Consider the following 26,467-nt stretch of genomic DNA (forward strand, 5'->3'; position numbering starts at 1 on the left):
GCTGGTGCAGGTAGGTTGAAAACGTGTGCCGCCAGCGCCCGCCATGATCCGGCGAGCGTGCCACGCGACACAATCGCCGACTTTGTTTCGTGAAGCCCGGCCGCCATTTTACGCGTGCCGGCAAACGGTCCTGATATCTCAGGCCGGATTCACGCTCGCTTCACGCCTGTTTCAAGCTTTTTTCAGCCTCAATTCAGACTGGTTTCAGACTGGTTTCAGACTTTGTCGCTGGCGGAATGGCTTGCCGCGTTAGCCGAGGCGTTGGCAGACGTGCCGCCTGCGGCGCTTTCGAGAGCCTTGATACGATCGCGGAGTTTGTCGATATTGCGCAGCAGCGCCGCACTCTTGTTCCAGTCCGCATGATTCACAGCAGGGAACGCACTGGTGTACATGCCAGGCTTCAGCAACGACTTCGACACGCCCGACTTTGCCGTGACGATCACATAATCGGCCAGCGTCACGTGCCCGGCAATGCCGACTGCCCCGCCAATCATGCAATGACGACCAATCGTCGTGCTGCCTGCAATGCCCGCGCAACCGGCGATCACCGTATATGCGCCAACCTTGCAGTTATGGCCGATCTGCACGAGGTTGTCGATCTTCACGCACTCTTCGATGATCGTGTCGGCCATTGCGCCGCGATCGATCGTGGTGTTCGCGCCGATCTCAACGTCCGCCGCAATCGACACGCCGCCGACCTGCGGAATTTTGACCCAGCTGCCGGTCCGCGCGTCACCCTCGCCGACGAAATCCGGCGCGAAGCCGAAACCGTCCGAGCCGATCACCGCACCGGCATGCACGATCACGCGCTCGCCGAGCTTGCAGCCGTAGTACACCGCGACATTCGGATAAAGGTGCGAACCGGCGCCGATGCGCGTACCGCGGCCAATCACCACGTTAGCGTCGAGCCGGACGTTCTCGCCGATCACCGCGCCCGCTTCCACCGTGACATGCGGACCAATGACCGCAGTCGCGGCGATTTGCGCCGACGGGTCGATCGTGGCGCTCGGATGCACTCCGGGCGCCGCCTTGGGCATGGCGAGATCGATGAAGGTTTGCGCGACGCGCGCGAAGTAAGCGTAAGGGTTCGGCGTGACGATGAAGTTACGGCCTTCACGCGTAGCCAGCCTGGTAAGGTCGTTAGCGCTGATCAGCACCGCACCCGCACGGGTCGTCTCGACCTGCGACAGATACTTCGGATTGGCGAGGAACGCCAGCTGGTCCGGGCCTGCCTGGTCAAGCGGCGCGAGACTGCCAACGCGCTGCGAACCGTCTCCGACTACTTCACCGCCAAACCGCTGGACGATGTCCTCGAGCGTAAATGCCATGCCTATCCTGTCTCCTGCAATTCAGTCCAACCTGCTGGTGCAAAAACGCCGTGCGGCGCGCCGGTGAACGACCCGGCGCCTCGATTAGTTACCCGACGCCGCAAGCGCCTTCAGCACCTGGTCGGTGATGTCGATACGCGGACTTACATACACCGCTTCCTGCACGATCAGATCGTAGTGCTGCTGCTCGGCAATCTGCTTGATGACTTTGTTCGCGCGATCGAGCACCGCCGCGAGTTCCTCGTTGCGGCGCTGATTCAGATCTTCACGAAACTCGCGTTGTTTGCGCTGGAAGTCCGTGTCCATTTGCGACAGGTCACGCTGCTTCTGTGCGCGATCAGCCGGCGACATCGACGCGCCGCTTTTGTCGAGCGAATCGGACATCGACTTCAGCTTCTGCGCCATGTCGGCAAGATCTTTGTCACGCTTGGCGAACTCGGCTTCGAGCTTGACCTGGGCGGCCTTCGCCGCCGCCGATTCGCGCAGGATACGGTCGGAATTCACCGCGGCGATACGCGCCTCCTGCCCATGCGCCACGCCGACGCCCAAGGTCATTGCCAGCGCCAATGCGCACGCTACACGTTTCGAAAACATACCGGTTAGCAAAGTCATCCTCTCGATACTGTAGTTTGGCTGGCCCGCCGCAGCCGACCGCCCGATCAGAACGCCGTCCCGATCTGGAACTGGAATTTCTGATACTGGTCGCCAGTGTGCTTCACGAGCGGGAAGCCCAGGCTGAGCTTGAGCGGACCGATCGGCGAAATCCACGCCAGACCCACACCGTAACCGTAACGCAGACCGTTTGCGCCGGTCGAGGTTGCGGCACTGCTTGCGTCAGCCCAGACGTTACCAGCGTCAAGGAACGTGAACACGCGCAGCGTGCGGTCATAACCCGTGCCTGGCAACGGGAACGTCAATTCGATATTGCCGACCAGCAGCTTCGAGCCGCCAATCGGGTCGCCCGTGGTCCTGTCGCGCGGACCCAGCGAGCTCGGCTCGTAGCCTCGCACCGACCCGATACCGCCAGCGTAGTAGTTCTTGAAAATCGGGTAAGGCTTGCCGTCCAAACCGTTACCGTAGCCGCCCTGGAAGTTGAAGCCCAGCACGAAGCCACGCGAGAACGAGTAATAGTACTGCGCGTTGATGTCGGCCTTGTAGTACTGCGTGCTGCCGATCGGCGTACCGTATTCGGCATTGGCCTGCGCGAAGTAACCGCGACTCGGCACCAGCGCGCTGTCTCGCGCGTCGCGCGACCAGCCCACCGTGATCGGCACGTTGTTCGACACGCGACCGAAATCGTCCACATACTGCCTGTACGAAGCCGGTGTGGTGGAGTCGACGTCCAGCTGGTTCTGCTCGAGACCCGCGCCGAAGTAGACCGTGTCGACTTCCGAGAACGGGATGCCGAACTTCAGGTCGCCACCGATCGTAACGATCTTGAAGCTCGAATCTGTCGAGTAATACAGCGGCTGGTACGTACGATAGTAGACGTCGGTAATACGCTTGATGCCGTCGACCGTGAAGTACGGATCGACCTGCGTCACCGTCAACGTACGGTACGTCTTCGCGGTGTTCACGTTCACCGACAGACTCGTGCCCGAACCGAACACGTTATCTTGCGACACGCCTGCCGACAGCACCACCTTGTCGGTCGACGAGAAGCCCGCGCCCAGCGTAATCGCGCCGGTCGGCTTTTCAGCGACCTTGACGTCGACGTCCACCTGGTCCGGCGTGCCTTCGACCGGCACCGTGGTCACATCCACGTCAGTGAAGTAGCCAAGGCGGTTGATCCGGTCTTTCGACAGCGCGAGCCGGTTCGAATCGAACCACGAGCTTTCGAGCTGACGCATTTCGCGGCGCACTACTTCGTCGCGGGTACGTGTGTTGCCGACCACGTTGATCCGGCGCACATAGACGCGGCGGCTCGGGTCGACTTGCAGCGTCAGGTCCACCGTATGGTGTTGCTGATCGATTTGCGGCTGCGCGTTGACGGTCGCGAATGCGTAACCGTATTCGCCCAGCTTGTCGACGATTGCCTTGGTGGTGGCTTGCAGCTTTTCAGCCGAGAAGCGGTCACCCGGTTTGATCTTGATGAGCTTGGTCAGCTCGGCTTCGCGATCGAGCAGATTGCCGGCCAGCTTGATGTTCGAGATCGTGTACGGCTCGCCTTCATGCAGCGTGACCGTCAGGTACATGTCCTTCTTGTCCGGCGTGATCGACACCTGGGTCGACTCGATGTTGAACTCGAGGTAACCGCGATTCAGGTAATACGAGCGGACGTTTTCGAGGTCGCCGGTGAGCTTGTCTTTCGCGTACAGGTCGTTCTTCGTGTACCACGAGAACCAGTTCGGCGTGGACAGCTGCATTTCGTCGCGCAGCGTACCCGTGCTGAACGCCTTATTGCCGATGAAGTTGATCTGGCGAATCTTCGCGCTCGGACCTTCTTCCACCGAGAACAGCACCGACACGCGATTGCGGTCGATCGGCGTGATCGTGGTCGTGACTTCAGCGGCGTAGTAACCGCGCGTCAGGTATTGACGCTTCAATTCCTGCTCGGCCTTGTCGACCAGCGCCTTGTCGTAGTAACGGCCTTGCGACAGACCCACGGCGCGCAGCGCCTTGGTCAGGTTGTCCTTGTCGAATTCATGAATGCCGGCGAAGTCGATTGCGCCGATGGCCGGACGCTCCTGCACCTGCACGATGACGACATTGCCTTCAGTTGCGATCTTGACGTCGTTGAAGAAGCCCGTCGCATACAGCGCGCGAATCGCTTCGGATGCCTTGTCGTCGCTAAACGTGTCGCCCTGCTTGATAGGCAGGTACGCGAACACGGTACCGGGTTCGACGCGTTGCAATCCCTCAATGCGGATGTCTTGCACCACGAAGGGCGTCGTTGCGTGAGCAACCAGCCCATGCGCGGCGAATGCCGCGGCTATAACCGTCTTTGGAACAAAGCGATGAGGTTTAAACAACGTGCTTCCCCAGTGTGTATAGCTGCATCAGGTCAGACGGTCGCCATCGTGAACGCCGCCGGACACTTTAAAAATGGATTAAACGAGCCAGATCGTTGAACAGCGCGATCGCCGACAATGCGACGATGCAGGCGAGACCCGCCCTCTGAAAAACGAGTTGCCAGCGATCGGAGACAACCTTACCGGTCACAGCTTCAACCAAATAATATAACAGATGACCCCCGTCCAATACCGGAATTGGTAGCAGGTTCAGTACGCCGAGGCTAATACTGACAAGGGCCAGGAACGACAAAAATGCAGAAGGACCTAGACGTGCGCTCTTTCCTGCGTAATCGGCGATCGTCACGGGACCGGAAAGATTTTTCAGCGATGCTTCGCCGACGATCATTCTTCCGAACATGCGCACGGAGTAAACCGCGAGGTCCCACGTGCGGCGTGCACCCAGTTGCAGGCTTTCGATAGGCCCATAGCGCACGTCGATCGACGGCACCTGGGTCGCCAGCTCGGCACCAATGCGGCCGATCTGCTGACCGGTCGTCTCGTCGCGCTGCGACTGCGGCACGATGCTGATGTCTTCGAGGCTGCCTTGCGTATGTCCTGCCTGGCCGCCGCGCTCGATCTGCAACGTCACGGGCACGCCGGCGTGCGATTTTACATAAGCGATGAACGCTGTGGCGTTATCCGTCGGAATTCCGTTGACGGCGCGCAAGCGGTCGCCCGCAACCAGCCCGGCTTTTTGCGCCGCGCTGCCCGGTTGCACACCGGCCACTGTCAACTTGCCACCGCCTGGCTCGAAGCCGAGATGGGACATGAAATCGTCGTCGACATCTTTCTCGCCGATGCCGCGCAGATCGATCTGGAATTGCGACGTGCCGTGCGCGTCTTTCGCGCTCAACTCGATGTACTTGTGATCGAACGCCGCGCCTAACAGCTTCCAGCGCAAGTCCGACCATGAACGCACGGGCTCGGATTCACCGGCGGTAGACGTCCGCGCCGCGACGATCGTCTCGCCGCCTTCGAAACCGGCCAACGCCGCCGGCGTGTTCGGTGCAGGTGGTGCGATCACGGCCGCCGGTTCGGACACGCCGGTCGCGAACACCAGCGCGAACAACACGATGGCCAGCAGGAAGTTCGCGATCGGACCGGCGGCGACAATCGCGAACCGGCGCCATACCGATTTGCGGTTGAACGCCTGCGGCAACAATTCGGCGGGAATCGGCGCAGTGCCGGTTTCGCGCTCGTCGAGCATCTTCACGTAGCCGCCGAGAGGCAGCGCGGCGATGGTCCACTCGGTACCCGTTTTCGGGCTCACCCACTGGAACAGCGGCTTGCCGAAGCCGATCGAAAAGCGCAGTACCTTCACGCCGCACAGGCGCGCGACACTGTAATGCCCGTACTCGTGGACGACCACCAGCACGCCAATCGCGACCGCGAAGGCAAGCAATTCGATCAGCAGGTTCATAGGCGCCTCACTGGACGGCGCGTTCCGTGCGACGGGCGCCGTCCGGCAGACGCGCGATAAATTCGGCAGCGGCACGACGCGCGGCAGCATCCGCTTCGATTACGTCTTCGAGCGCATGCGCGCTGCGGTTCGGCAAAGCGTTCAGCACCGAGTCGACCACCTGGGCAATCGTCATGAAGCCAATCTGGCGAGCAAGGAACGCCTCGACGGCGATTTCATTCGCGGCGTTCAGCGCCGCGCTCGCTACGCCGCCTTCGGCCAGCGCCTTCATGGCGAGCGCGAGACATGGGAAGCGCGCGTAATCCGGCTTTTCGAACGACAGCGACGCGATTTCCACGAGATCGAGTTGAGCGACACCCGAATCCACGCGATCCGGGAAGGCCAGTGCGTGAGCGATCGGTGTGCGCATGTCGGGGTTGCCGAGTTGCGCGAGCACCGAGCCGTCGGCGTACGAAACCAGCGAGTGGATCACGCTTTGCGGGTGAATCAGCACGTCGATGCGCTCGCCCGGCAAATTGAACAGCCAGTGCGCCTCGATGACTTCGAGCCCCTTGTTCATCATCGTGGCGGAGTCGACCGAAATCTTTCGGCCCATTACCCAGTTCGGATGTTTGCAGGCTTCTTCCGGCGTAACGTCGACCAGCGTGGCCGGTTCGCGAGTGCGGAACGGGCCGCCCGACGCGGTCAGGATGATCTTGGAGACGCCGCCATGCAGCGCGGCTTCGCGCGGCAGGCATTGGAAAATTGCGTTGTGTTCGCTGTCGACGGGCAGCAGCACCGCACCGTTGTCGCGCACCGCATCCATGAAGATCGCGCCGGACATCACCAGCGCTTCCTTGTTCGCGAGCAGGATGCGTTTGCCAGCGCGTGCGGCGGCAAGACTCGGCGCAAGGCCGGCCGCGCCGACGATTGCCGCCACCACCGTGTCGCAACCGTCGCTCTTCGACACGTCGACAAGCGCTTGCGGGCCATACGTGACTTCGGTTTTGCAACCGGCTTCGCGCAGCTTCGCAGCAACCCGTGCGGCGGTATCGGCGTCGCCAACCACCGCGACCTCCGGCTGAAAGCGCACGCATTGCTCGACGAGCTTGTCGCCGTTGCGATGCGCAGTAAGCGCATAAACCGAAAAGCGCTCGGGATGACGCGCGACGACGTCGAGCGTGCTGTCTCCAATCGAGCCCGTGGAACCGAGCAATGTCAGACGTTTTTGCATATCTCTTTCTCTAGCCGAGCAGCAGCATGGCAAGCGGCAGCACCGGCAATAATGCGTCGATGCGGTCGAGCACGCCACCGTGCCCCGGCAACAGGCCGCTTGAATCTTTCACTCCGGCCTGGCGTTTCATCATGGATTCGAACAGGTCGCCCACCACGCTGAATGCCACCAGCAAGGTCAGTGCGAGCAGTGTGCGCACGGCGCCCCATTGCGCCAGCAGCGCAGAATACAGGGTCGGCTCGAACGCATGCAAAAAGATCACCGCCGCCGCGACGATCATCACCACCAGCCAGCCCCCGATCGCGCCCTCCCAGGTTTTACCCGGACTGATGGCAGGCGCCAGCTTATGCTTTCCGAATGCTTTTCCGGAGAAGTATGCGCCGATATCGGCCAGCCATACCAATACCAGCAGCGACAGCACGAACGGTACACCCTGCATGCGTGCGGCGACGAGAGCATGCCAGCAGGCGACGAATATCACAATGCCGGCCAGAAACAGGAAGATGCGCCATGCGCCCTGCGCGAGCGTCGGCTTGCGCAACAGCACGAATGGACCGGCGATTACCCAGAAAATGGCCGAGGCCTTGAACAGCGAACGGGCCTCGACGACGCCCGTGCCGAGCCGCGTGCTGGCGACCAGCGCGGCCGCTGCGATCAGCGCATAGATAACCGGACCGGCGCCGCCCAGCTTGAGCAGGCGAGCCCACTCCCACGCGGCGAACACGACGACGAAAGCGATCAGCGCGCCGAACGCGCCCACCGGCGCGAACAGCGTGACCGGCAGGAACACTGCCAGCAGGATGATCGCCGTGATGACACGGGTTTTTAGCATGGAAGCGAATCGACGTTTTGCGATTGCGGCTCGAGTTGAGCACTGGTGCGGCCGAAGCGGCGTTCACGCTCCGAGTACGAAGCGATGGCGTGACCGAGCGCGTCGGCGTCGAAATCAGGCCAGAACGTGTCGGTGAAGTAGAACTCTGTGTAGGCAAGCTGCCACAGCAGGAAGTTGCTGACGCGGCGCTCGCCGCCAGTGCGGATAAACAGATCCGGCTCCGGCGCATAAGCCATGGACAGGTGCTCGGCGAACGAGTCTTCATTGACCTCGACCGCCTTGCCCGCCAGCGCCGACTGCTCGGCGAGCTTGCGGGTGGCCTGCATGATGTCCCACCGGCCGCCGTAGTTCGCGGCGATGGTCAGCGTGAGACGGGTGTTGCGTGCGGTCTTGGTCTCCGCACGCTTGATCAGGTCGCGAATACGCGTGTCGAAACGATCCAGGTCGCCTACCACGCGCAAACGGATGCCGTTGGCGTGCAGTTTGCCGATTTCGCGCTCCAGCGCGGTGACGAACAGGCGCATCAGGAACGAGACTTCCTCGTTCGGACGACGCCAGTTTTCCGAACTGAACGCAAACAGCGTCAGGTACTCGACACCTTGACGGGCGCACGCCTCGACGGCCGCACGCACTGCGTCGACCCCGCGCGTATGGCCCGCCACGCGCGGCAAACGGCGCTGAGTGGCCCAACGGCCGTTGCCATCCATGATGATCGCGATATGTCGCGGCACCGCGGCGACATCAGGCACGCGCACGGTTGAGCTTGTATAGGTCATGGCCGTTGGGACTGTGACTGCAAATAAAGAAGTGGAAACCCTGAAGGTACTGAGTGCCCCCAAACCTGGTGCTTCGCGCCAGGCCCCCAGCAGATAATCCTCAACGGGACTTCCTGCGAGTGAAAACGCTGGGATGACCCGGCGCTTTCCTGGGAGCCGAACGGCCTCAAACCGTCATGATCTCGGCTTCTTTCGTCACGACGAGCTTGTCGATTTCAGTGACGAACTTGTCCGTCAGCTTCTGAACGTCGTCACCTGCACGACGCTCGTCGTCTTCCGAAATTTCTTTGTCTTTGACGAGCTTTTTCAGTTGCTCGTTAGCATCACGACGCAGGTTGCGCACTGCAACTTTGGCCGTTTCCGCTTCGCTCTTGACCACTTTGGTCAGTTCGCGGCGGCGTTCTTCGGTCAAAGCGGGCATCGGCACGCGGATCACGTCGCCTTGCGTCGCCGGGTTCAGACCGAGGTCCGATTCACGGATCGCTTTTTCGACGACCTGAACCATCTTCTTTTCCCACGGCTGCACGCCGATCGTACGTGCGTCGATCAGCGTCAGGTTAGCGACCTGAGAAATCGGTACCGGCGAACCGTAGTAATCGCACTGGATGTGATCGAGCAGGCCCGTGTGCGCACGGCCCGTGCGGATCTTCGACAGGTCGTTCTTGAACGCGTCGATGGAGCGCTGCATCTTTTGTTCAGCGCCCTTCCTGATATCAGCCACAGACATTTTTTAACCTCCGAACCTTCAAAACGGTGCGAGCCGGCCAGCGCGCGCAAGATGCGGCGGCCTGGGCTCGCGTCAAAGCCCACGTTATGTGAACGAGAGTTTACACGTGGACGAGGGTGCCCTCGTCCTCGCCTTGAATGATGCGCTTGAGCGCGCCCGGCTTGACGATCGAAAACACCCGGATCGGCAGCTTCTGGTCGCGGCACAGCGCAAATGCCGTCGCGTCCATGACCTGCAGATTGCGGCCGATCGCTTCGTCGAAGCTGATCGTGGTGTAGCGCGTCGCGCTCGGGTCTTTCTTGGGATCGGCCGAATAAACGCCGTCCACCTTGGTAGCTTTCAGCACGACTTCGGCGCCGATTTCCGAGCCGCGCAGCGCGGCGGCCGTGTCGGTCGTGAAGAACGGGTTGCCAGTACCCGCCGCGAAAATCACGACCCGGCCTTCTTCGAGCTGGCGGATCGCGCGGGGGCGGATGTACGGCTCGACGACCTGGTCCATGCGCAGCGCGGATTGCACGCGCGCTTCGATGCCGGCGTGGCGCATAGCGTCCTGCAGGGCCAGCGCGTTCATCATGGTGGCCAGCATGCCCATGTAGTCAGCCGTGGCGCGGTCCATACCGGCCGCACCGCCCGCGACACCGCGGAAAATATTGCCGCCGCCGATCACCACGGCCAGCTGCGTTCCGAGACGGACCACTTCGGCCACGTCCGCCACCATTCGTTCGATGGTCGCACGGTTGATGCCGAAGGCATCGTCGCCCATCAGAGCTTCACCGGAGAGTTTAAGCAGGACGCGTTTGTAGGCAGTGGGCATAGGGGTATCCAGATCGCGCAGAACAGGGCAACAACAAGGGACTAATGTAGGGGTGAAATGCTGATTCGGGCAAGCGTCGCCAAATTGACGGACCCTGAGATCCGCCGGCGACCGCCCCGCGAGGGTCAACCCGCGTGCGGTCTTGCGGCGCTGCCGACCGCGGCAAAGTCTTGCTCCGCCGCGGGTCCAACAGTACTACGGTGAGGCTTAGCTAAAGCTTATTGTTGCTTTGCAGCAGCGACTTGAGCGGCCACTTCAGCTGCGAAGTCGTCCTGCTTCTTCTCGATGCCTTCGCCAACCACGAACAGCGCGAACTTCTGGACGCTCGCGTTGCCAGCCTTAAGCATCTGTTCGATTGTCTGCTTGTCGTTCTTAACGAACGTCTGGTTCAGCAGCGACACTTCCTTCAGGTACTTCTGCACGCTGCCGTCGACCATCTTGGCGACGATTTCAGCCGGCTTACCCGATTCAGCAGCCTTCTGTTCAGCAATGCTGCGTTCCTTGGCGATCAGTTCTGCCGGAACGTCGTCCGACGACAGCGAAACCGGCTTCATTGCGGCGATGTGCATTGCCACGTCCTTGCCGACCTGCTCGTCCGCGCCGGTGTACTCGACCAGCACGCCGATACGCGTGCCGTGCAGGTACGCTGCCAGCTTGTTAGCCGTGTCGAACCGCACGAAACGGCGGATCGACAGGTTTTCACCGATCTTGCCGACCAGCGCGAGACGCACTGCGTCGACCGTCGAGCCGTCCAGCGGCAGTGCCGACAGCGCTGCGACGTCAGCCGGGTTTTGCGTAGCGACCAGTTCAGCGACCGTTTTCGAGAAAGCCAGGAAGTCGTCGTTCTTCGAAACGAAATCGGTTTCGCAGTTCAGTTCGACCAGCGAACCAGCGTTGCCACCGATAAACGACGCGACCACGCCTTCAGCCGTCACGCGCGACGCTGCCTTGCTGGCCTTGTTACCCAGCTTCACGCGCAGCAGCTCTTCAGCGCGCGCCATGTCGCCGTCGGCTTCCGTCAGCGCTTTCTTGCATTCCATCATCGGCGCGTCGGTCTTTGCGCGCAGTTCTGCAACCATGCTTGCGGTAATTGCCGCCATCATTTGCTCCTTGAGTTCCGTCTGTCACACACCGCCCGCACTTCGATGCCGGCGGCAAGAATTCGTTTCAGCATTGCGCGAATTTTTCACGGACAACGCTTTGGGCGCCACAATCAGCGCCCTACTACACTGTCGCGACTTAAAAAAAGGGGGCCTGTAGAAAGCCCCCTTTTTTGCCGGACACGGGGCAGCTTTACGCTTCCGCGTTGACCTCGACGAACTCGTCGCCGTCACCACCGCGAGCAGCTTGCACCACTTCGTTGACCGCGTTTGCACGGCCTTCGATGATTGCGTCAGCCACGCCAGCCGTGTACAGAGCGACAGCCTTCGAGGCGTCGTCGTTACCCGGGATCACGTAGTCGATGCCTTCCGGCGAGTGGTTCGTGTCGACCACAGCGATAACCGGAATGCCGAGCTTGTTAGCTTCGGTCACAGCAATCTTGTGGTAGCCGACGTCGACCACGAAAATTGCGTCCGGAATGCCGCCCATGTCTTTCACGCCGCCAATCGACTTCTGCAGCTTGGCCATTTCGCGTTCGAACAACAGAGCTTCTTTCTTGCTCATGCGTTCGGTTTCGCCGGCTTCCAGCGCTGCTTCCATGTCTTTCAGGCGCTTGATCGATACTTTCAGCGTCTTGAAGTTGGTCAGCATACCGCCGAGCCAGCGTGCGTTGACGAACGGCATGCCCGCGCGTTGCGCTTCTTCAGCGATCGTGTCACGCGATTGACGCTTCGTACCGACGAACAGGATCGTGCCACGGTTCGCTGCCAGTTGACGCGCGTACTTCAGCGCGTCGTTGTACATCGGCAGCGTCTTTTCGAGGTTGATGATGTGAATCTTGTTGCGATGACCGAAAATGAAGGGAGCCATCTTCGGGTTCCAGAAGCGCGTTTGGTGACCGAAGTGGACACCTGCTTCCAGCATTTGACGCATGGTAACTGCCATGAAAATCTCCGCGAGGGTTGGGTCTTAAGCCGGCTGCCGTATCGGCCGCGCCCGCCTTTATCTTTGGCTGAACGCGACGGACACCCTGGGTGCGCCGGCTTGCGAGTCTGCTGCCTTGTTACTGCTTCTGCCCCATGACGAAGGCAACGGCCGTCATGAGAAGCCTTTCCTGCAGGCCAGAACTCTTAAAGAGCAATAAACCACGACATGGATCGACTTAGCCAAACATTATAGCACGTGACTATCGGTCGACTCAACCTGCCTGGTTGCCCCGAACCGGCGGTCGCCGGGTTGCACCGCAGACTCGCGGGCTCAATAGTGTGTCAGGTAGATGTCCTGCGCATGAAACGGGTCCGGACTGACGCGTTACCGCGCTACCTGCGCGTATCGAGGGAGCCACCGTCGCTCCGCGAAGCAGTCGGCTAAACGCGGCAGCGCGGGTGCAAAAGCCTGCGGCAGCCGGAATATGGTGCGATAATCATGCAATAACTTGCATTTCAGGCCCGACTCATGGCTATTACGCTCAAAAACGAACACGATATCGCGCAGATGCGCGTCGCCTGCAAACTCGCGAGCGAAGTGCTCGACTACATCACGCCGTTCGTCAAGGCCGGCGTCACCACCGGTGAACTCGACCGTCTGTGTCACGAATACATGCTGAAAGAACAGGGCACCGTGCCGGCGCCGCTGAATTATCAGCCGCCGGGGTACCCGCCGTATCCGAAAGCCACCTGCATTTCCGTCAATGACGTGATCTGCCACGGCATTCCGGGCGACAAAACGCTGAAAAACGGCGATGCGCTGAATATCGACATCACCGTCATTAAAGAAGGCTATTTCGGCGACACCAGCCGGATGTTTATCGTCGGTGAAGGCTCGATTCTGGCCAAACGGCTGGTTCAGACCACATTTGAATGCATGTGGCTCGGCATCGACCAGGTGCGCCCCGGCGCGCATCTCGGCGACATCGGCCATGCGATCCAGAAGCATGCGGAAGCTCAAGGCTACAGCGTGGTGCGCGAATATTGCGGCCACGGCATCAGCACGGTGTTCCATGAAGACCCGCAGATTCTGCATTACGGCCGTCCCGGCACCGGCTTTGAATTGCAGGCGGGCATGATCTTCACGATCGAGCCGATGATCAACGCCGGTCGCCGCGACATTCGCACCATGCCCGACCAATGGACCGTCAAGACGAAGGACCGCAGCCTGTCGGCGCAATGGGAGCACACCGTGCTCGTCACGGAAACCGGTTACGACGTGTTGACCGTGTCTGCCGGCACGCCGGCGCGTCCGCCAGTGGTTGCGGCTACCGCCTGACCGACCTCCGACCCACCGCCTGCCGACCCACCTGCCAATGAGTAGTGTTCCAGCCGTCGCCCAATCCCATGCCAGGTCGCTCAAGGCGGACTATAAAGTGGCCAAAGCCCAACTGCTGGAACGCTTCAAAACCGCCACCAACGTCGATGCGTTGATGGGCGCTCTGGCCCGCGCGACCGACAACTCCCTGCGCGCCGCCTGGGACACGTGTGAACTGCCGGACGAACTAGCGCTGCTGGCCGTCGGCGGCTATGGGCGGGGCGAACTCGCGCCGCATTCCGACATCGACATTCTTGTGCTGCTGCCCGACGCGCCGATCGAGCATCTGGAAGCTCGCGTCGAACGCTTTATCAGCCTTGCATGGGATCTGGGGCTCGAACTGGGCAGCAGCGTGCGCAGCGTGTCGCAGTGCCTCGAAGAGTCCGCCAACGACGTCACGGTGCGCACGGCCCTGCTCGAAGCCCGACGCATCACGGGGAGTGCCGCGCTGTTTGACGACTTCGCGAAACGTTATCGCGAGGCGCTCGACCCAAAAGCGTTTTTCCAGGCGAAAGTCCTGGAAATGCGTCAGCGTCATGCGAAGTTTCAGGACACGCCTTACTCGCTCGAACCCAATATCAAGGAAAGCCCGGGCGGCCTGCGCGATCTCCAACTGATTCTCTGGATTACCCAGGCTGCCGAATTCGGCAGCAGCTGGCGGGAGCTCGAAGCACGCGGGCTGATTACCGAGCGCGAGGCGGGCGAGTTGCGCCGCAACGAGAGCTTCCTGAAGGCGCTGCGCGCGCGGCTGCATGTGACCGCCGGGCGTCGGCAGGACATTCTGGTGTTCGATCTGCAAACACCGGTGGCCGAAAGTTTCGGCTACAAGCCGACGGCCACCAAGCGTGCCAGCGAACAGTTGATGCGCCGCTACTACTGGGCCGCCAAAGCCGTCACGCAACTCGCGACGATTCTGATCCAGAACATCGAAGCGCAGCTTTTCCCCAATACCAGCGGCATTACCCGCGTGTTGTCGGATCGTTTCGTCGAGAAACAGGGCATGCTCGAAATTGCCGACGACGACGTGTTCCAGCGCGAGCCGAACGCGATCCTCGAAGCGTTCCTGCTATACGAGCAGACGCCGGGCGTGAAGGGCCTGTCGGCGCGCACGCTGCGTGCGCTCTACAACGCACGCGACGTGATGGACCAGCACTGGCGTCGCGATCCGGAGAACCGGCGGCTCTTCATGGATATCCTGAAGCAGCCGGCCGGCATCACGCACGCGCTGCGTCTGATGAACCAGACAAGCGTGCTCGGACGCTATCTTCTGAATTTCAGACGTATCGTCGGGCAAATGCAGCACGATCTGTATCACGTGTACACGGTTGACCAGCATATTCTGATGGTGCTGCGTAACCTGCGCCGCTTTGCAGTCGCCGAGCACGCGCACGAATATCCGTTCTGCAGCCAGTTGATCGTCAATTTCGACCGGCCGTGGGTGCTTTACGTAGCAGCGCTGTTTCACGATATCGCCAAGGGCCGGGGCGGCGACCATTCCACGCTCGGCATGTCCGACGCGCGGCGCTTCTGCCGCCACCATGGCATCGAGGGCGAGGACGGCGAACTGGTCGTCTGGCTGGTGCAGCAACATCTGACCATGAGCCAGGTCGCGCAGAAGCAGGACACGAGCGACCCGGAAGTCATCAAGCGCTTTGCCGAACTGGTCGGCACGGAGCGGCGTCTCACCGCGCTTTATCTGCTGACCGTGGCCGATATCCGCGGCACCAGCCCAAAGGTCTGGAATACGTGGAAAGGCAAGCTGCTCGAAGACCTGTATCGCGCAACGCTGGCCGTGCTCGGCGGCGCGCGGCCCGATGAACATTCGGAACTGAAGTCCCGCAAGGAAGAGGCGCTAGCGTTGCTGCGTCTCGAAACCGTGCCGGACGGCGCGCAAAAAGCGCTGTGGGACCAACTGGACGTCGGCTATTTCCTGCGCCATGACGCGGCGGATATTGCGTGGCAAACCCGCGTGCTGTCGCGGCACGTCGAAACGCCAACGCCGATCGTGCGAGCCCGTCCGTCGCCGATCGGCGAAGCCCTTCAGGTGCTGGTGTATGTGAAAGATCAGCCCGATCTGTTCGCTGGCATTTGCGCGTATTTCGACCGCAGCGGCCTGTCGGTGCTGGATGCACGGGTCAGCACGACCCGTCACGGTTATGCACTCGATAATTTCCTCGTCGCGCATACCGAAGAAGACGTGCATTATCGCGATATTGCCAATCTGGTCGAACAGGAACTGACCGCACGTCTGACCGGCGACGGCACCCTCCTTCCGGGTCCATCGAAAGGCCGGTTGTCGCGGCTGTCGCGGACCTTCCCTGTTACGCCGCGCGTCGATCTTCGGGCCGACGAGCGCGGCCAATATTACATCCTGTCCGTGTCGGCGAACGACCGGCCAGGCCTTCTTTATTCGATCGCGCGCGTGCTGGCCGAGCACCGGGTCGGCGTCGCTTCGGCGCGGATCAATACGCTCGGCGAACGCGTCGAAGACGTGTTCCTTCTGGAAGGACGCGGTCTGTCGGACAACCGCCTGCAAATTCAGGTCGAGACCGAACTGCTGCGCGCGATTGCAGTGTGAGATTTCATGCGAGTCAAATTAACAGCCAAGCACCCGCGGCCGGCTTCGTCCGAACGCGCCCCTGTCCGCACCGGTAGCACATCGGCACGCAAGCCGACACGCCCGGCGGGACCGAAGCCGTCAACGGCCGGCTTTAGCGGGGCGCGGGATGAAGGCGCTGGCGCTACGGCTGGTGGTGGTAAGCGGCCGGCGGGTGGTAAGCCGGCAGGCGCCGGCGCACGTGCGCCGCGCGCAGAAGGTTCGTTCTCGCGTGAGCGGGATTCGGGCGCGCCGCGGCGTGCCCCGTCGGATCGGCCGCCGCGCCGGGAAGGGACTGCGGGCGATCGCGGTCCGCGTCGGGATGATGGTGAGCGGGCGCCGCGCAGGTTCGAGGGTAGTTCGGATCGTGGTGAACGCGCTCCGCGTAGTTTTGGTGACCGTCCGCCGCGTCGCGATGAGGGTGATCGTGGTCCGCGCCGTGACGCCGGTGAACGCGCTCCGCGTACTTTTGGAGACCGTCCGCCGCGCCGCGATGAGGGTGATCGTGGGCCGCGCCGTGACGCCGGTGATCGTGGTGAACGCGCTCCGCGTACTTTTGGTGACCGTCCGCCGCGCCGCGATGAGGGTGATCGTGGCCCGCGCCGTGACGCCGGTGATCGTGGTGAACGCGCCCCGCGTACTTTTGGCGACCGTCCGCCGCGCCGCGACGAGGGTGATCGTGGCCCGCGCCGTGACGCCGGTGATCGTGGTGAACGCGCCCCGCGTACTTTTGGCGACCGTCCGCCGCGCCGCGATGAAGGCGATCGTGGTCCGCGCCGTGACGCCGGTGATCGTGGTGAACGCGCCCCGCGTACTTTTGGAGACCGTCCGCCGCGCCGTGATGAGGGTGATCGTGGCCCGCGTCGTGACGCCGGTGATCGTGGTGAACGCGCTCCGCGTACTTTTGGTGACCGTCCGCCGCGCCGCGATGAGGGCGATCGCGGTCCGCGCCGTGACGCCGGTGATCGTGGTGAACGCGCTCCGCGTACTTTTGGCGACCGCCCGCCGCGCCGCGATGAGGGTGATCGTGGCCCGCGCCGTGACGCCGGTGATCGTGGTGAACGCGCTCCGCGTTCGTTCAGCGACCGCCCGCCGCGCCGCGATGAAGGTGAGCGCGGCCCGCGCCGTGACGCCGGCGATCGTGGTGAACGCGCCCCGCGTGCTTTTGGCGACCGTCCGCCGCGCCGCGATGAGGGTGACCGCGGGCCCCGCCGTGAGTCCGGTGATCGCGCTGAACGCGCTCCGCGTACTTTCGGCGACCGTCCCGCACGCGCAGGCGACCGTGCCGAGCGTGGTGAACGCCCGGCGCGCAGTTTCGACAAATCGCTGCCGTCGGCGACACGCCGTTTCGGCGATGACCGTCCGGCACGCGCCGACAAGCCGCGCGGCCCCTCGCACGCTGCACGAGCCGAACGCCCCGTTGCCGACAGCGACGCGGATGCCGCGCCGCGCACACCGCGTCGCGATTACGAAGACGCACCCGGCATGCTGCGTCTGTCGAAGCTGATGTCGGAACTCGGCCTGTGCTCGCGCCGCGAAGCCGACGAATGGATCGAAAAAGGCTGGGTGATGGTGGACGGCGAAGTCGTCGACACGCTTGGCACCAAGGTTCGTCCGGATCAACGTATTGAGATCAATCCCGCCGCCGAAGCCGCGCAAGCGAGCCAGGTCACGGTGCTAATTCACAAGCCGGTCGGTCTGGTGTCCGGCCAGGCGGAAGACGGCTACCAGCCGGCCATTACCCTGGTCACGCCGGAAAATCGCTGGGAAGGCGACCAGTCGGAAATTCGGTTCTCGGTTGCGCATCTGCGTCAGCTCGCGCCGGCCGGACGTCTGGACATCGACTCCACCGGTCTGCTGGTGTTGACGCAGGACGGCCGCGTCGCCAAGCAGTTGATTGGTGGCCACTCGGAGATCGACAAAGAGTATCTGGTGCGAGTGGCGTACGGCGAGCACACGGTCGACGTCGAAAGCCATTTCCCGGCTGAAAGCCTTGAACTGCTATGTCATGGCCTGTCGCTCGACGACCAGCCGCTGAAGCCGGCGCAAGTCAACTGGCAGAATGGCGAGCAGCTTCGTTTCGTGCTGCGTGAAGGCAAGAAGCGCCAGATTCGCCGGATGTGCGAACTGGTCGGTCTCGAAGTGATCGGCCTGAAGCGCGTGCGGATGGGTCAAGTGATGCTGGGTGCGTTGCCGCCAGGGCAATGGCGCTATCTGTCGGCGGATGAGTCGTTTTGATCACGGGCGCCTGTGAATGACTAAGCAGGCGCACGCAAGTCAGACGGTTAAGACGCCTCCTGGCCTGACTCACATGCACTAAATAAAAAACCCACGCCTTGGCGTGGGTTTTTTGTTTCAGCCGACTGATCATCGCCAAAGCAACCGCTGCGTCAATCGTCGCTATTCGGATCCATGTCCGGAAACAGCACTTCGGTAAAACCGAACTTTGCGAAATCGTTGATCCGCATCGGATACAGCTTGCCGATCAGATGATCGCATTCATGTTGGACGACACGCGCATGAAAACCCTCGGCAACCCGGTCGATCGGCTTGCCGTACTGATCAAAGCCGTGATACTTGATCATCGAAAACCGGCTGACTGCGCCGCGCAGTCCCGGAACCGACAGACAGCCTTCCCAGCCCTCCTCCATGTCCTGCGAGACCGGCGTGATAGTCGGGTTGATCAGCACCGTTTCCGGCACTGGCGGAGCGTCAGGGTAACGTTGATTCTGCCCAAAACCAAAGATCACGACCTGCAGATTCACGCCGATCTGCGGCGCCGCAAGGCCCGCGCCGTTCGCGTCGTGCATGGTCTCAAACATGTCCTTGATGAGTTCGTGCAGTTCGGGGGTGTCGAAGTGATCGACCGGATCGGCAATCTGCAGCAGACGCGGGTCGCCCATCTTGAGAATTTCGCGGATCATAACTGCCCCTCCAGGAGCTTACGCATACCATCTTCGTCGAGTACGGGGACGCCGAGTTCCTCGGCCTTCGCCAACTTGCTGCCTGCATCGGCTCCCGCGACCACATAATCCGTTTTCTTCGACACGGACCCCGCCACCTTCGCGCCGGCCGCTTCGAGCATTTCCTTCGCCTCTTCGCGAGCGAGGCTCGGCAACGTGCCGGTCAATACCACGGTCTTGCCGGCCAGCACGCCCTGCGGCGCCTTCGGCGCGGGCGGTCCTTCCGGCCACGTGACCTTGCCCGGTGCGCGCAGTTGCTCGATCACCGTGCGATTGTGTTCTTCGGCGAAAAACTGATGGAGTGATTCGGCGACGACCGGGCCCACGTCGTTGACCTCCAGCAATGCTTCGACCGACGCGTCCATGATCGGGTCCAGCGAGCCGAAGTGCTTCGCCAGATCTTTCGCGGTCGATTCGCCGACATGGCGGATGCCGAGCGCATAGATAAAGCGAGCCATCGTGGTGTGCTTGGCTTTTTCCAGAGAATCGAGCAGGTTTTGCGCCGACTTCTCAGCGAAGCGGTCGAGTTCAGCGAGCGTCGCAAAGCCGAGATTGAACAGATCGGCGGGAGTGCGGACCAGATTCTGTTCGACCAGTTGATCGATGATTTTCTCACCGAGCCCGTCGATATCCAGCGCGCGTCGCTGCGCGAAATGCCACAGCGCCTGCTTGCGCTGCGCCGGGCAGAACAGACCGCCGGTGCAACGCGCAATCGCCTCGTCGGGCAGACGCTCGATGTTCGAACCGCACACGGGGCACTGCGTCGGCATCACGAATTCGCGCGCGTCGTCTGGACGGCGGTCGAGCAACGCACTCACCACTTCGGGAATCACGTCGCCGGCACGCCGCACGATCACCGTGTCGCCGATACGAATGTCCTTGCGGCGCACTTCGTCTTCGTTATGCAGCGTGGCATTGGTGACCGTCGCGCCGCCGACGAACACAGGCTCCAGCCGTGCGACCGGCGTAATCGCGCCGGTGCGCCCAACCTGCACGTCGATCGCGACGAGTTTGGTCAGCGCTTCCTGCGCGGGGAATTTGTGCGCGAGCGCAAAGCGCGGGGCGCGCGACACGAAGCCGAGTGCGTCCTGTTCATCGCGGCGGTTGACCTTATAAACCACCCCGTCGATGTCATAAGGCAGTTTGTCGCGCTTCTCGCCTACCGAGTGGAAAAAACCCAGCAAGCCTTCAGCGCCCTGCACCACCGCCCGCTCGCCGTTCACCGGCAAACCGAGCTCCTTGTACCAGTCGAGCAGTTCGCTATGGGTGGCCGGCATGTCGATACCTTCGAGGACGCCGATGCCATACGCGAAAAACGACAGCGGCCGTTGCGCAGTGATCTTCGAATCGAGCTGCCGCAAGCTGCCGGCTGCAGCATTACGCGGATTGGCGAATTCCTTTTGTTCCGCCGCGCGCTGCCGTTCGTTCAGACGCTCGAAATCGCGCTTGAACATCAGCACTTCGCCGCGCACATCGAGCACCTGCGGCACACGCTTGCCCTTCAGCTTGAGCGGAATGGAGCGGATTGTCCGGACGTTTTCAGTGACGTTCTCTCCGGTGGTGCCATCGCCCCGCGTGGACGCCTGGACGAACACGCCGTCGACGTAGCGCAGCGAAATGGCGAGCCCGTCAAACTTCAACTCAGCCGCGTAGTCGACCGGCACCGGCGGCTCGCTCGTGTTCTTGCCGAGCGCGTCGCCGACGCGTTTGTCGAACGCGACGATGTCTTCGTCGGCGAAACCGTTGTTTAGCGACAGCATGGGCTGGTCGTGCACCACCTGATCGAAACCGCTGGCCGCCTCGCCGCCCACGCGCTGGGTGGGCGAGTCCGGCACGATCAGATCCGGATGCTCAGTCTCGATGCCTTCCAGCTCCTTGAACAGCTTGTCGTATTCCGCGTCCGGCAGGTCCGGCTGGTCGAGCACGTAGTACGCGTAGTTCGCGCGTTCGAGTTCCGCGCGCAGCGATATGGCGCGCTCGGCAGGCGTGCTGGTTGCGGACGGAGTAGCGGGAGTTCGGGCCATGCTGGGGAGCGGTTCTTCAATGAAAGTCGGACATTGGATTATCGCAGGAAGCGTGCCCCTTTACATCGGCCGAATGGCCAGGTTTCGGGTCCGGTTCAACGTGTTTATTATTGGCCGCCGGTAGAACACGAACGCGCCGCCATCAACGACAACGGCCGCACATCGTGCGGCCGTCGAAAGCATCAGGGAAACGCCAAAAATTACTGGCTGAACAAACGCCGCGTGGCCGGCGAACCGGCCGGAATGCCCGCCTGTTCGAGCTTCGCGTAAAGCGTCATCAACTGCTTTTCGATCGCGAGCAATGCGTTTTCCGGCAACGGACGGCGGCCGTCGTCGACCACCCGCCCGCCGATGCGTTCCGCCAACGATTTCGCGTAATCGCACATCAGACGGAACGGCAGGATGTCTTCGTCGGCGACCGGCACGTCGAGCACCAGCGTGATCATCTGGCCGCCCTTGTACGTGAGGTCGTCGCGCAGGAAGTTGGTGTCGCCGAATTGCAGCATGAACACGGGGCTCTGGCGCGAATCGAGCTTGACGAAGCGCGTGCCGTCGCGCGACAGAAGCAAACCGTCCTGCGACGCCACCGCCTGCACGTAATTGGCCGACCAGGGTGCGCCGTCGGACAGCACGTTGATCGACAACTGCGCGTCGCATTGCGCGGCGAAAGCGTCGAGTTCGCGCGCCATCGCCACCGTTTCGAGCATGTCGGGAAACTCCGGCGACGCATCGAGCGCGTCGGCGAATTGCTGCACGCCGGTCACGAACTCGGAGAACTCGAGTTCGTTGAGCGCGCCACTGCGGTTGGCCAGTTGCGCGGCCGCGCGCAGTTCTTCGTAGCGCGCGCCGTTTTGCAGCAACTCCCACGCGCCGCCTTCGAGCTTGCCTTCAATGTGCACGGGCTTGCTGCCGGCACGGCGCAGGCGCTGTGCGAACGGAATCACCTTGTCGCCAGCCACCGGGCCGTTCAGGCGAATCGGCACGATGCAGTCGATGCGACGATCGACGATCGCCGGCGGCGCCGACGAGATAGTCGTGGCCGCAGGCAGAATCGGTTCTACCGGCTCGTCAGCGAGTGGCGCCGCTTCACCCGCAGCAGCAACCGCGTCGCCCGCTTCGGTGCCGGCCCCTTCCGCCACGCCTTCGGCTTCCTGATAACCATTCGGTGTAGTCGTCTCGGCCTGAATATCGGCCGGCGTATCGAGCGGCGCCGCGCCTACCGGCGCGCCAAACGTCGGCTCGACACGCGCCGTGTTTGTCTCCACCGGTGCGTCCGCACCGACCGCCGGTTCACGACGCGTAGTCGGCCGGGCCGGTTCGATGAACGGGCTCTGCTCCTCGGGCTCATCCCGCGCAAAGCTTTCGGCGGCTTCGGCCGGCATGGGCCGCGGCATCTTGCGGCGCACTTTGGCACCCTGCCAAGCGTTGTACACGACCACGCCTCCGACCACCACGGCACCCGCGCCGATCAAACCGAGTGTCAACTCGTCCATGCATGCTCCATCAGCAATTCTTCTATCTGCGCGGTTGTGCGCCCGCTCCACCTGTCGCGCGGCTTGCCTGTCAAGCCGCTGCGCTGGATCCAAACGCCCGCGAAGGCTTTAACTTAAACGATATTCTGGGCGAAACCGGCCGCCGTTTCCATGTCGACCGCGACGATCCGCGACACACCCTGCTCCTGCATGGTCACGCCGATCAACTGTTGCGCCATTTCCATCGCGATCTTGTTGTGCGAGATAAACAGGAACTGGGTTTTGTCCGACATTGCCCGCACGAGGTTCGCGAAACGTTCGGTGTTCGCGTCGTCGAGCGGCGCGTCCACTTCGTCCAGCAAACAGAACGGCGCGGGATTCAGCTGGAACATCGCGAACACCAGCGCGGTGGCGGTCAGCGCTTTTTCGCCGCCCGACAGCAGGTGAATCGTCGAATTCTTCTTGCCCGGCGGTTGCGCCATCACCTGCACGCCGGCGTCGAGAATTTCGTCGCCGGTCATGATCAGCTTCGCCTGGCCGCCGCCGAACAGACGCGGGAACAGTTCGCCGAAATGATGGTTCACCTGGTCGAACGTGCCTTGCAGCAGCGTGCGCGTTTCGCCGTCGATCTTGCGGATCGCGTCTTCGAGCGTTTCGATCGCGCTGTTCAGGTCCGTCGACTGCGCGTCAAGGAACGTCTTGCGCTCGGTTGCCGCCTTCAACTCGTCGAGCGCGGCCATGTTGACCGGGCCCAGCGCGGTGATCGCGTTGTTGATGCGCGTGACTTCGCCTTGCAGGTACGACGGCTTCATGTCCGGCGTGAGCTTGGCCTGCAAGTCGGCCTCGTCGACACCGGCTGCGGCGAGTTGCTCGATGAACTGCTCGCCGTTCAGCCGCGCGGCCTGTTCTTTCAACTGCAATTCGTTGATGCGGTCGCGCAGCGGTTGCAACGCGCGCTCGGCGGTGAGGCGGGTTTCGTCGGCGGCACGCAGTTTGGCGGTCAGATCGTCCAGTTCCAGACGCGCGGCGTGCAACGCCTCTTCCTTCGCCGAACGGATGTCGAGCGCGTCCTGCAAGCCCGTGTGCGCGGTCTGCTGGTTGATCGTTTCGAGCTCGGCGCGAGCGTCTTCGAGCGCCCCTTCGACCCGCTCGCTCTGCTCATGCGCGACCTGAATGCTGCGCTTCAATTCGTCGATGCGATTCGCCATGTTGCGCGCGGCGAAGCGTGCGTCGGTGGCGTGGCGGTCGAGATCGCGCGCCTGCCCACGTGCGGTGGTGAGCGTTTCGTCGAGTGCTTCGAAGGCCAGTTGATGATCTTCGAAACGCGCCTGCAATTCGGCGAGTTCGGAATCGTGCCGCTCGAAATTAGCTTCCGACTCCGCACGCATCGCACGCTGCTCTTCGATCTGCGCGGTGATCTCTTCGAGTTCCTCGCGAATCTGCGTGCTGCGCTGCGTGTAGCGCTCGTGCGCCTGCGTGAGCTTGAGCACGTCCATTTGCAACGCGTGCACGCGTTGCGTCGCGCGCTCGGACTGTTGACGCACATCGGTCAGCGCTTGTGCGGCTTGCGTATGCGCGGCTTCGGCGCGGATCGCGGCAGCCTTCGCCTCATCTGCGAGCAGTGCCTGCGCGCGCACTTGCCGACCGAGATTTTCGATTTCCTGCTGACGCGCCAGCATGCCGGCCTGTTCGGAGTCGGCCGCATACAGTTGCACGCCGACGCGCGTCACGACGTGCCCCGCCTTGACGACGAACGAGCCGCCTTCCGGCAACTGCGCGCGCATGCTGAGCGCCTGCTGCAGGTCGTCGGCGACGAACGCGAGGCCGAGCCAGTCGTTCAGCACCGCGCGAATGCCGGCGTCGTCGATCCGCACCAGCGACAGCAGCGGCCGCAGCGCGGGCGGCGTCGCGACCGGCTGACCGGCTGCGGGCGGTGCGTAGAACGCGAGCTTGGCGGGCGGTGCGTCGGTCGCGAAGGCCTTGACCCAGTCGAGGTTCGACACTTCCAGCGCGGCCAGACGCTCGCGCAGCACCGCTTCAAGCGCGTTTTCCCAACCGGCTTCGACGTGCAGCTTCTTCCACAGACGCGGCAGGCCGCCGAGTTCGTGCTTTTCCAGCCACGGCTGAATCTTGCCTTCGGTCTGGACGTTTTCCTGCAATTGCTTGAGCGCGCTGAGACGTGCGTCGAGCTGATGAATTTGCGAGCTTTCCGCCTGCACGCGCTCCTGCGCGGCGCGGCGTTCGCCGTCGACGCGCGGCAGCGTTTCCTGCGCGTCGCTCAAACGGGCTTGCGCGTCGTGCAGAATCTCTTCGTGCTCGGCAAGCTGCATGCGCAACTCTTCGAGTTGCGCTTCGTCGGGGGCGTCGAGACCGCCCGCTTCCGACTTCAGCCGCTCGTGACGCTGCTGCAGTTGCTGCAATTGCTGATCGGCATTGCGTTGATGCGCCGCTTCGAGCTTCAGCGCCTGTTCGGTCTGCGCGATGCCGCCGCGCTCCGCGTTCAGCTCGGTCTGCGCATCGCGCCAGCGTGCTTCGAGCGCGGGCATCGCGTCGTGCTTGGCGGCAGCGTCGTCTTCGGCGAGCGCGGCTTTTTCTTCGGCGACGGCAAGCTGCTCTTCAGCGTCTTCGATATCGCCTTGGGCCTTTTCGGCCTGCGACTGCCACTGCTCGCGCTGCGCGCCCAGCGCGGCGATCTGCGCCTGAACCCGGTTACGCGATTCGACGATGAACTTGATCTCGGCTTCGAGCCGGCTGACTTCCGCGTTGGCTTCGTACAGCGCGCCTTGCGCGCCCTGCATCGCGTCGCTGGCGGAGTAATGCGCGACGCGCAGCGTTTCGAGTTGCGCTTCGACTTCGCGCAGCTTCGCGGTATGCGCTTCGAGGTCGATCTGGGCCTGTTCGATCGCGCGTTGCTGACGCTGCTGTTCGCCGCCCGCTTCGTTCTTGCGCAGCAGCCACAACAGGCGCTGCTTCTCTTCGCCGTCGGTTTGCAGTTCCTTGTAGCGCGTGGCGACGACCGCTTGCGCTTCCAGCTTCTCGAGATTCGCGCTCAGTTCGCGGACAATATCTTCGACCCGCGTCAGATTTTCGCGCGTGTCATGCAGACGATTCTCCGTCTCGCGACGGCGTTCCTTGTACTTCGACACGCCCGCGGCTTCTTCGAGGAACACGCGCAGCTCTTCCGGCTTCGCCTCGATCAGGCGCGCGATCATGCCCTGCCCGATGATCGCGTAAGCACGCGGCCCGAGACCGGTGCCGAGGAAGATGTCCTGGATGTCCCGGCGACGCGCCGGCAGATTGTTGATGTAGTAGCTCGAGGTGCCGTCGCGCGTGAGTACGCGCTTGACGGCGATTTCGGCATACTGGCCCCACTGCCCGGCGGCACGGCCGTCGGCGTTGTCGAACACGAGTTCGACGCTGGCGCGGCTACCTGGCTTGCGCGCGGTAGAGCCATTGAAGATCACGTCCTGCATCGACTCGCCGCGCAGCTCGGAAGCGCGCGATTCGCCGAGCACCCAGCGCACGGCGTCGATGATGTTGGACTTGCCGCACCCGTTCGGTCCGACCACGCCGACCAGCTGGCCTGGGACCTGGAAATGCGTAGGATCGACGAATGACTTGAAGCCAGCGAGTTTGATCGAGGTCAGACGCACGGCGATTTCGCTGTTTGAAAAGGGAAAAAATAGGTGGCTTGTGAAGGCCGCGCCAGCCGCTCGCCAATGAAGCGAAGCAGCCAGCGAAGCTCGCAAGCCCTCGGAACACGGATGCCGGCTTCATGCGGCCACTGAAGTCCGCAGAACGCGCTCACTGCACACGCTCACTACAACGCTCATAGTGCACGTTCACTGTGCACGCTCATGCATGTGCCGGCTAATGAGGGGCA

General features: G+C 62.5%; 18 protein-coding genes. 3 read left to right on the top strand and 15 right to left on the bottom strand.

The features are described 5' to 3' along the window. Positions 1-215 precede the first annotated feature (215 nt). From lpxD to rpsB, 11 genes are all read right to left on the bottom strand, one after another. Positions 216-1,328, bottom strand: coding sequence for a UDP-3-O-(3-hydroxymyristoyl)glucosamine N-acyltransferase (gene lpxD / locus LMG28727_RS14495; protein ID WP_201643035.1), 1,113 nt, complete (start codon positions 1,326-1,328; stop codon positions 216-218). Between the two features lie 84 nt (positions 1,329-1,412). Then, positions 1,413-1,934 carry an OmpH family outer membrane protein gene (locus LMG28727_RS14500; RefSeq protein ID WP_201643309.1) on the bottom strand — a complete coding sequence of 174 codons (522 nt, stop codon included), beginning with the start codon at positions 1,932-1,934 and terminating at the stop codon, positions 1,413-1,415. A 53-nt stretch (positions 1,935-1,987) separates the two neighbouring features. Then, positions 1,988-4,300, bottom strand: a complete 2,313-nt coding sequence (gene bamA, locus LMG28727_RS14505; RefSeq protein ID WP_201643036.1) for an outer membrane protein assembly factor BamA — start codon at positions 4,298-4,300, stop codon at positions 1,988-1,990. Positions 4,301-4,367: 67 nt separating this feature from the next. Further along, positions 4,368-5,762, bottom strand: coding sequence for an RIP metalloprotease RseP (rseP, locus tag LMG28727_RS14510; RefSeq protein WP_201643037.1), 1,395 nt, complete (start codon positions 5,760-5,762; stop codon positions 4,368-4,370). A 7-nt stretch (positions 5,763-5,769) separates the two neighbouring features. Continuing rightward, positions 5,770-6,975: a 1-deoxy-D-xylulose-5-phosphate reductoisomerase gene (locus LMG28727_RS14515; protein ID WP_201643038.1), complete on the bottom strand. Its 1,206-nt coding sequence runs from the start codon at positions 6,973-6,975 to the stop codon at positions 5,770-5,772. A 10-nt stretch (positions 6,976-6,985) separates the two neighbouring features. Further along, the gene (locus LMG28727_RS14520) at positions 6,986-7,807 is read right to left on the bottom strand and encodes a phosphatidate cytidylyltransferase (RefSeq protein WP_201643039.1); all 822 of its coding nucleotides are present in this window, start codon (positions 7,805-7,807) and stop codon (positions 6,986-6,988) included. Then, a complete protein-coding gene (gene uppS, locus LMG28727_RS14525) occupies positions 7,801-8,583 on the bottom strand; it encodes a polyprenyl diphosphate synthase (protein WP_201643040.1) in 783 nt (260 codons plus the stop codon). The genes LMG28727_RS14520 and uppS overlap by 7 nt, the downstream gene beginning before the upstream one ends. Positions 8,584-8,749: 166 nt before the next feature. Continuing rightward, positions 8,750-9,310, bottom strand: a complete 561-nt coding sequence (gene frr, locus LMG28727_RS14530; protein ID WP_054035184.1) for a ribosome recycling factor — start codon at positions 9,308-9,310, stop codon at positions 8,750-8,752. Positions 9,311-9,410: 100 nt separating this feature from the next. Beyond that, entirely contained in the window at positions 9,411-10,124 is a 714-nt protein-coding gene (gene pyrH, locus LMG28727_RS14535) for a UMP kinase (protein ID WP_201643041.1), read from the bottom strand. Positions 10,125-10,342: 218 nt separating this feature from the next. After that, complete coding sequence (gene tsf / locus LMG28727_RS14540; RefSeq protein WP_201643042.1) at positions 10,343-11,224, bottom strand: translation elongation factor Ts; 882 nt, start codon at positions 11,222-11,224, stop codon at positions 10,343-10,345. 193 nt (positions 11,225-11,417) lie between these two features. Next, a complete protein-coding gene (gene rpsB / locus LMG28727_RS14545; RefSeq protein WP_201643043.1) occupies positions 11,418-12,170 on the bottom strand; it encodes a 30S ribosomal protein S2 in 753 nt (250 codons plus the stop codon). Between the two features lie 510 nt (positions 12,171-12,680). On the opposite strand from rpsB, the gene map reads away from it, so the two are divergent. Genes map through LMG28727_RS14560 form a run of 3 tightly spaced genes read left to right on the top strand, consistent with a single transcriptional unit; the run spans position 12,681 to position 18,363 of the window. Further along, the gene (gene map / locus LMG28727_RS14550; protein WP_201643044.1) at positions 12,681-13,490 is read left to right on the top strand and encodes a type I methionyl aminopeptidase; all 810 of its coding nucleotides are present in this window, start codon (positions 12,681-12,683) and stop codon (positions 13,488-13,490) included. A 37-nt stretch (positions 13,491-13,527) separates the two neighbouring features. After that, positions 13,528-16,107 (top strand): [protein-PII] uridylyltransferase, encoded by a 2,580-nt coding sequence (locus tag LMG28727_RS14555; RefSeq protein ID WP_201643045.1) that lies wholly within the window; start codon positions 13,528-13,530, stop codon positions 16,105-16,107. 6 nt (positions 16,108-16,113) lie between these two features. Beyond that, on the top strand, positions 16,114-18,363 hold the full coding sequence (locus LMG28727_RS14560; RefSeq protein ID WP_201643046.1) for a pseudouridine synthase: 2,250 nt from the start codon (positions 16,114-16,116) through the stop codon (positions 18,361-18,363). Between the two features lie 152 nt (positions 18,364-18,515). Here LMG28727_RS14560 and def read toward each other — a convergent pair whose 3' ends face one another. The 4 genes from def to smc form a co-directional block, all read right to left on the bottom strand. Further along, positions 18,516-19,049 carry a peptide deformylase gene (gene def / locus LMG28727_RS14565; RefSeq protein WP_201643047.1) on the bottom strand — a complete coding sequence of 178 codons (534 nt, stop codon included), beginning with the start codon at positions 19,047-19,049 and terminating at the stop codon, positions 18,516-18,518. Then, complete coding sequence (gene ligA / locus LMG28727_RS14570; RefSeq protein WP_201643048.1) at positions 19,046-21,112, bottom strand: NAD-dependent DNA ligase LigA; 2,067 nt, start codon at positions 21,110-21,112, stop codon at positions 19,046-19,048. The genes def and ligA overlap by 4 nt, the downstream gene beginning before the upstream one ends. A 200-nt stretch (positions 21,113-21,312) precedes the next feature. Then, entirely contained in the window at positions 21,313-22,605 is a 1,293-nt protein-coding gene (locus LMG28727_RS14575; protein WP_201643049.1) for a cell division protein ZipA C-terminal FtsZ-binding domain-containing protein, read from the bottom strand. 113 nt (positions 22,606-22,718) lie between these two features. Continuing rightward, positions 22,719-26,237, bottom strand: coding sequence for a chromosome segregation protein SMC (gene smc, locus LMG28727_RS14580; protein WP_201643050.1), 3,519 nt, complete (start codon positions 26,235-26,237; stop codon positions 22,719-22,721). Positions 26,238-26,467 lie beyond the last annotated feature (230 nt).

Source organism: Paraburkholderia metrosideri (assembly GCF_904848625.1).
In the GTDB taxonomy this organism is placed as follows: domain Bacteria; phylum Pseudomonadota; class Gammaproteobacteria; order Burkholderiales; family Burkholderiaceae; genus Paraburkholderia; species Paraburkholderia metrosideri.

Bases quoted from the DNA above. Each gene is read 5' to 3' on its own strand.
- lpxD (WP_201643035.1), bottom strand. From the start codon at position 1,328: ATGGCATTTACGCTCGAGGACATCGTCCAGCGGTTTGGCGGTGAAGTA.
- rseP (WP_201643037.1), bottom strand. From the start codon at position 5,762: ATGAACCTGCTGATCGAATTGCTTGCCTTCGCGGTCGCGATTGGCGTG.
- LMG28727_RS14515 (WP_201643038.1), bottom strand. From the start codon at position 6,975: ATGCAAAAACGTCTGACATTGCTCGGTTCCACGGGCTCGATTGGAGAC.
- LMG28727_RS14520 (WP_201643039.1), bottom strand. From the start codon at position 7,807: ATGCTAAAAACCCGTGTCATCACGGCGATCATCCTGCTGGCAGTGTTC.
- uppS (WP_201643040.1), bottom strand. From the start codon at position 8,583: ATGACCTATACAAGCTCAACCGTGCGCGTGCCTGATGTCGCCGCGGTG.
- frr (WP_054035184.1), bottom strand. From the start codon at position 9,310: ATGTCTGTGGCTGATATCAGGAAGGGCGCTGAACAAAAGATGCAGCGC.
- pyrH (WP_201643041.1), bottom strand. From the start codon at position 10,124: ATGCCCACTGCCTACAAACGCGTCCTGCTTAAACTCTCCGGTGAAGCT.
- tsf (WP_201643042.1), bottom strand. From the start codon at position 11,224: ATGGCGGCAATTACCGCAAGCATGGTTGCAGAACTGCGCGCAAAGACC.
- rpsB (WP_201643043.1), bottom strand. From the start codon at position 12,170: ATGGCAGTTACCATGCGTCAAATGCTGGAAGCAGGTGTCCACTTCGGT.
- map (WP_201643044.1), top strand. From the start codon at position 12,681: ATGGCTATTACGCTCAAAAACGAACACGATATCGCGCAGATGCGCGTC.
- LMG28727_RS14555 (WP_201643045.1), top strand. From the start codon at position 13,528: ATGAGTAGTGTTCCAGCCGTCGCCCAATCCCATGCCAGGTCGCTCAAG.
- LMG28727_RS14560 (WP_201643046.1), top strand. From the start codon at position 16,114: ATGCGAGTCAAATTAACAGCCAAGCACCCGCGGCCGGCTTCGTCCGAA.
- def (WP_201643047.1), bottom strand. From the start codon at position 19,049: ATGATCCGCGAAATTCTCAAGATGGGCGACCCGCGTCTGCTGCAGATT.
- ligA (WP_201643048.1), bottom strand. From the start codon at position 21,112: ATGGCCCGAACTCCCGCTACTCCGTCCGCAACCAGCACGCCTGCCGAG.
- LMG28727_RS14575 (WP_201643049.1), bottom strand. From the start codon at position 22,605: ATGGACGAGTTGACACTCGGTTTGATCGGCGCGGGTGCCGTGGTGGTC.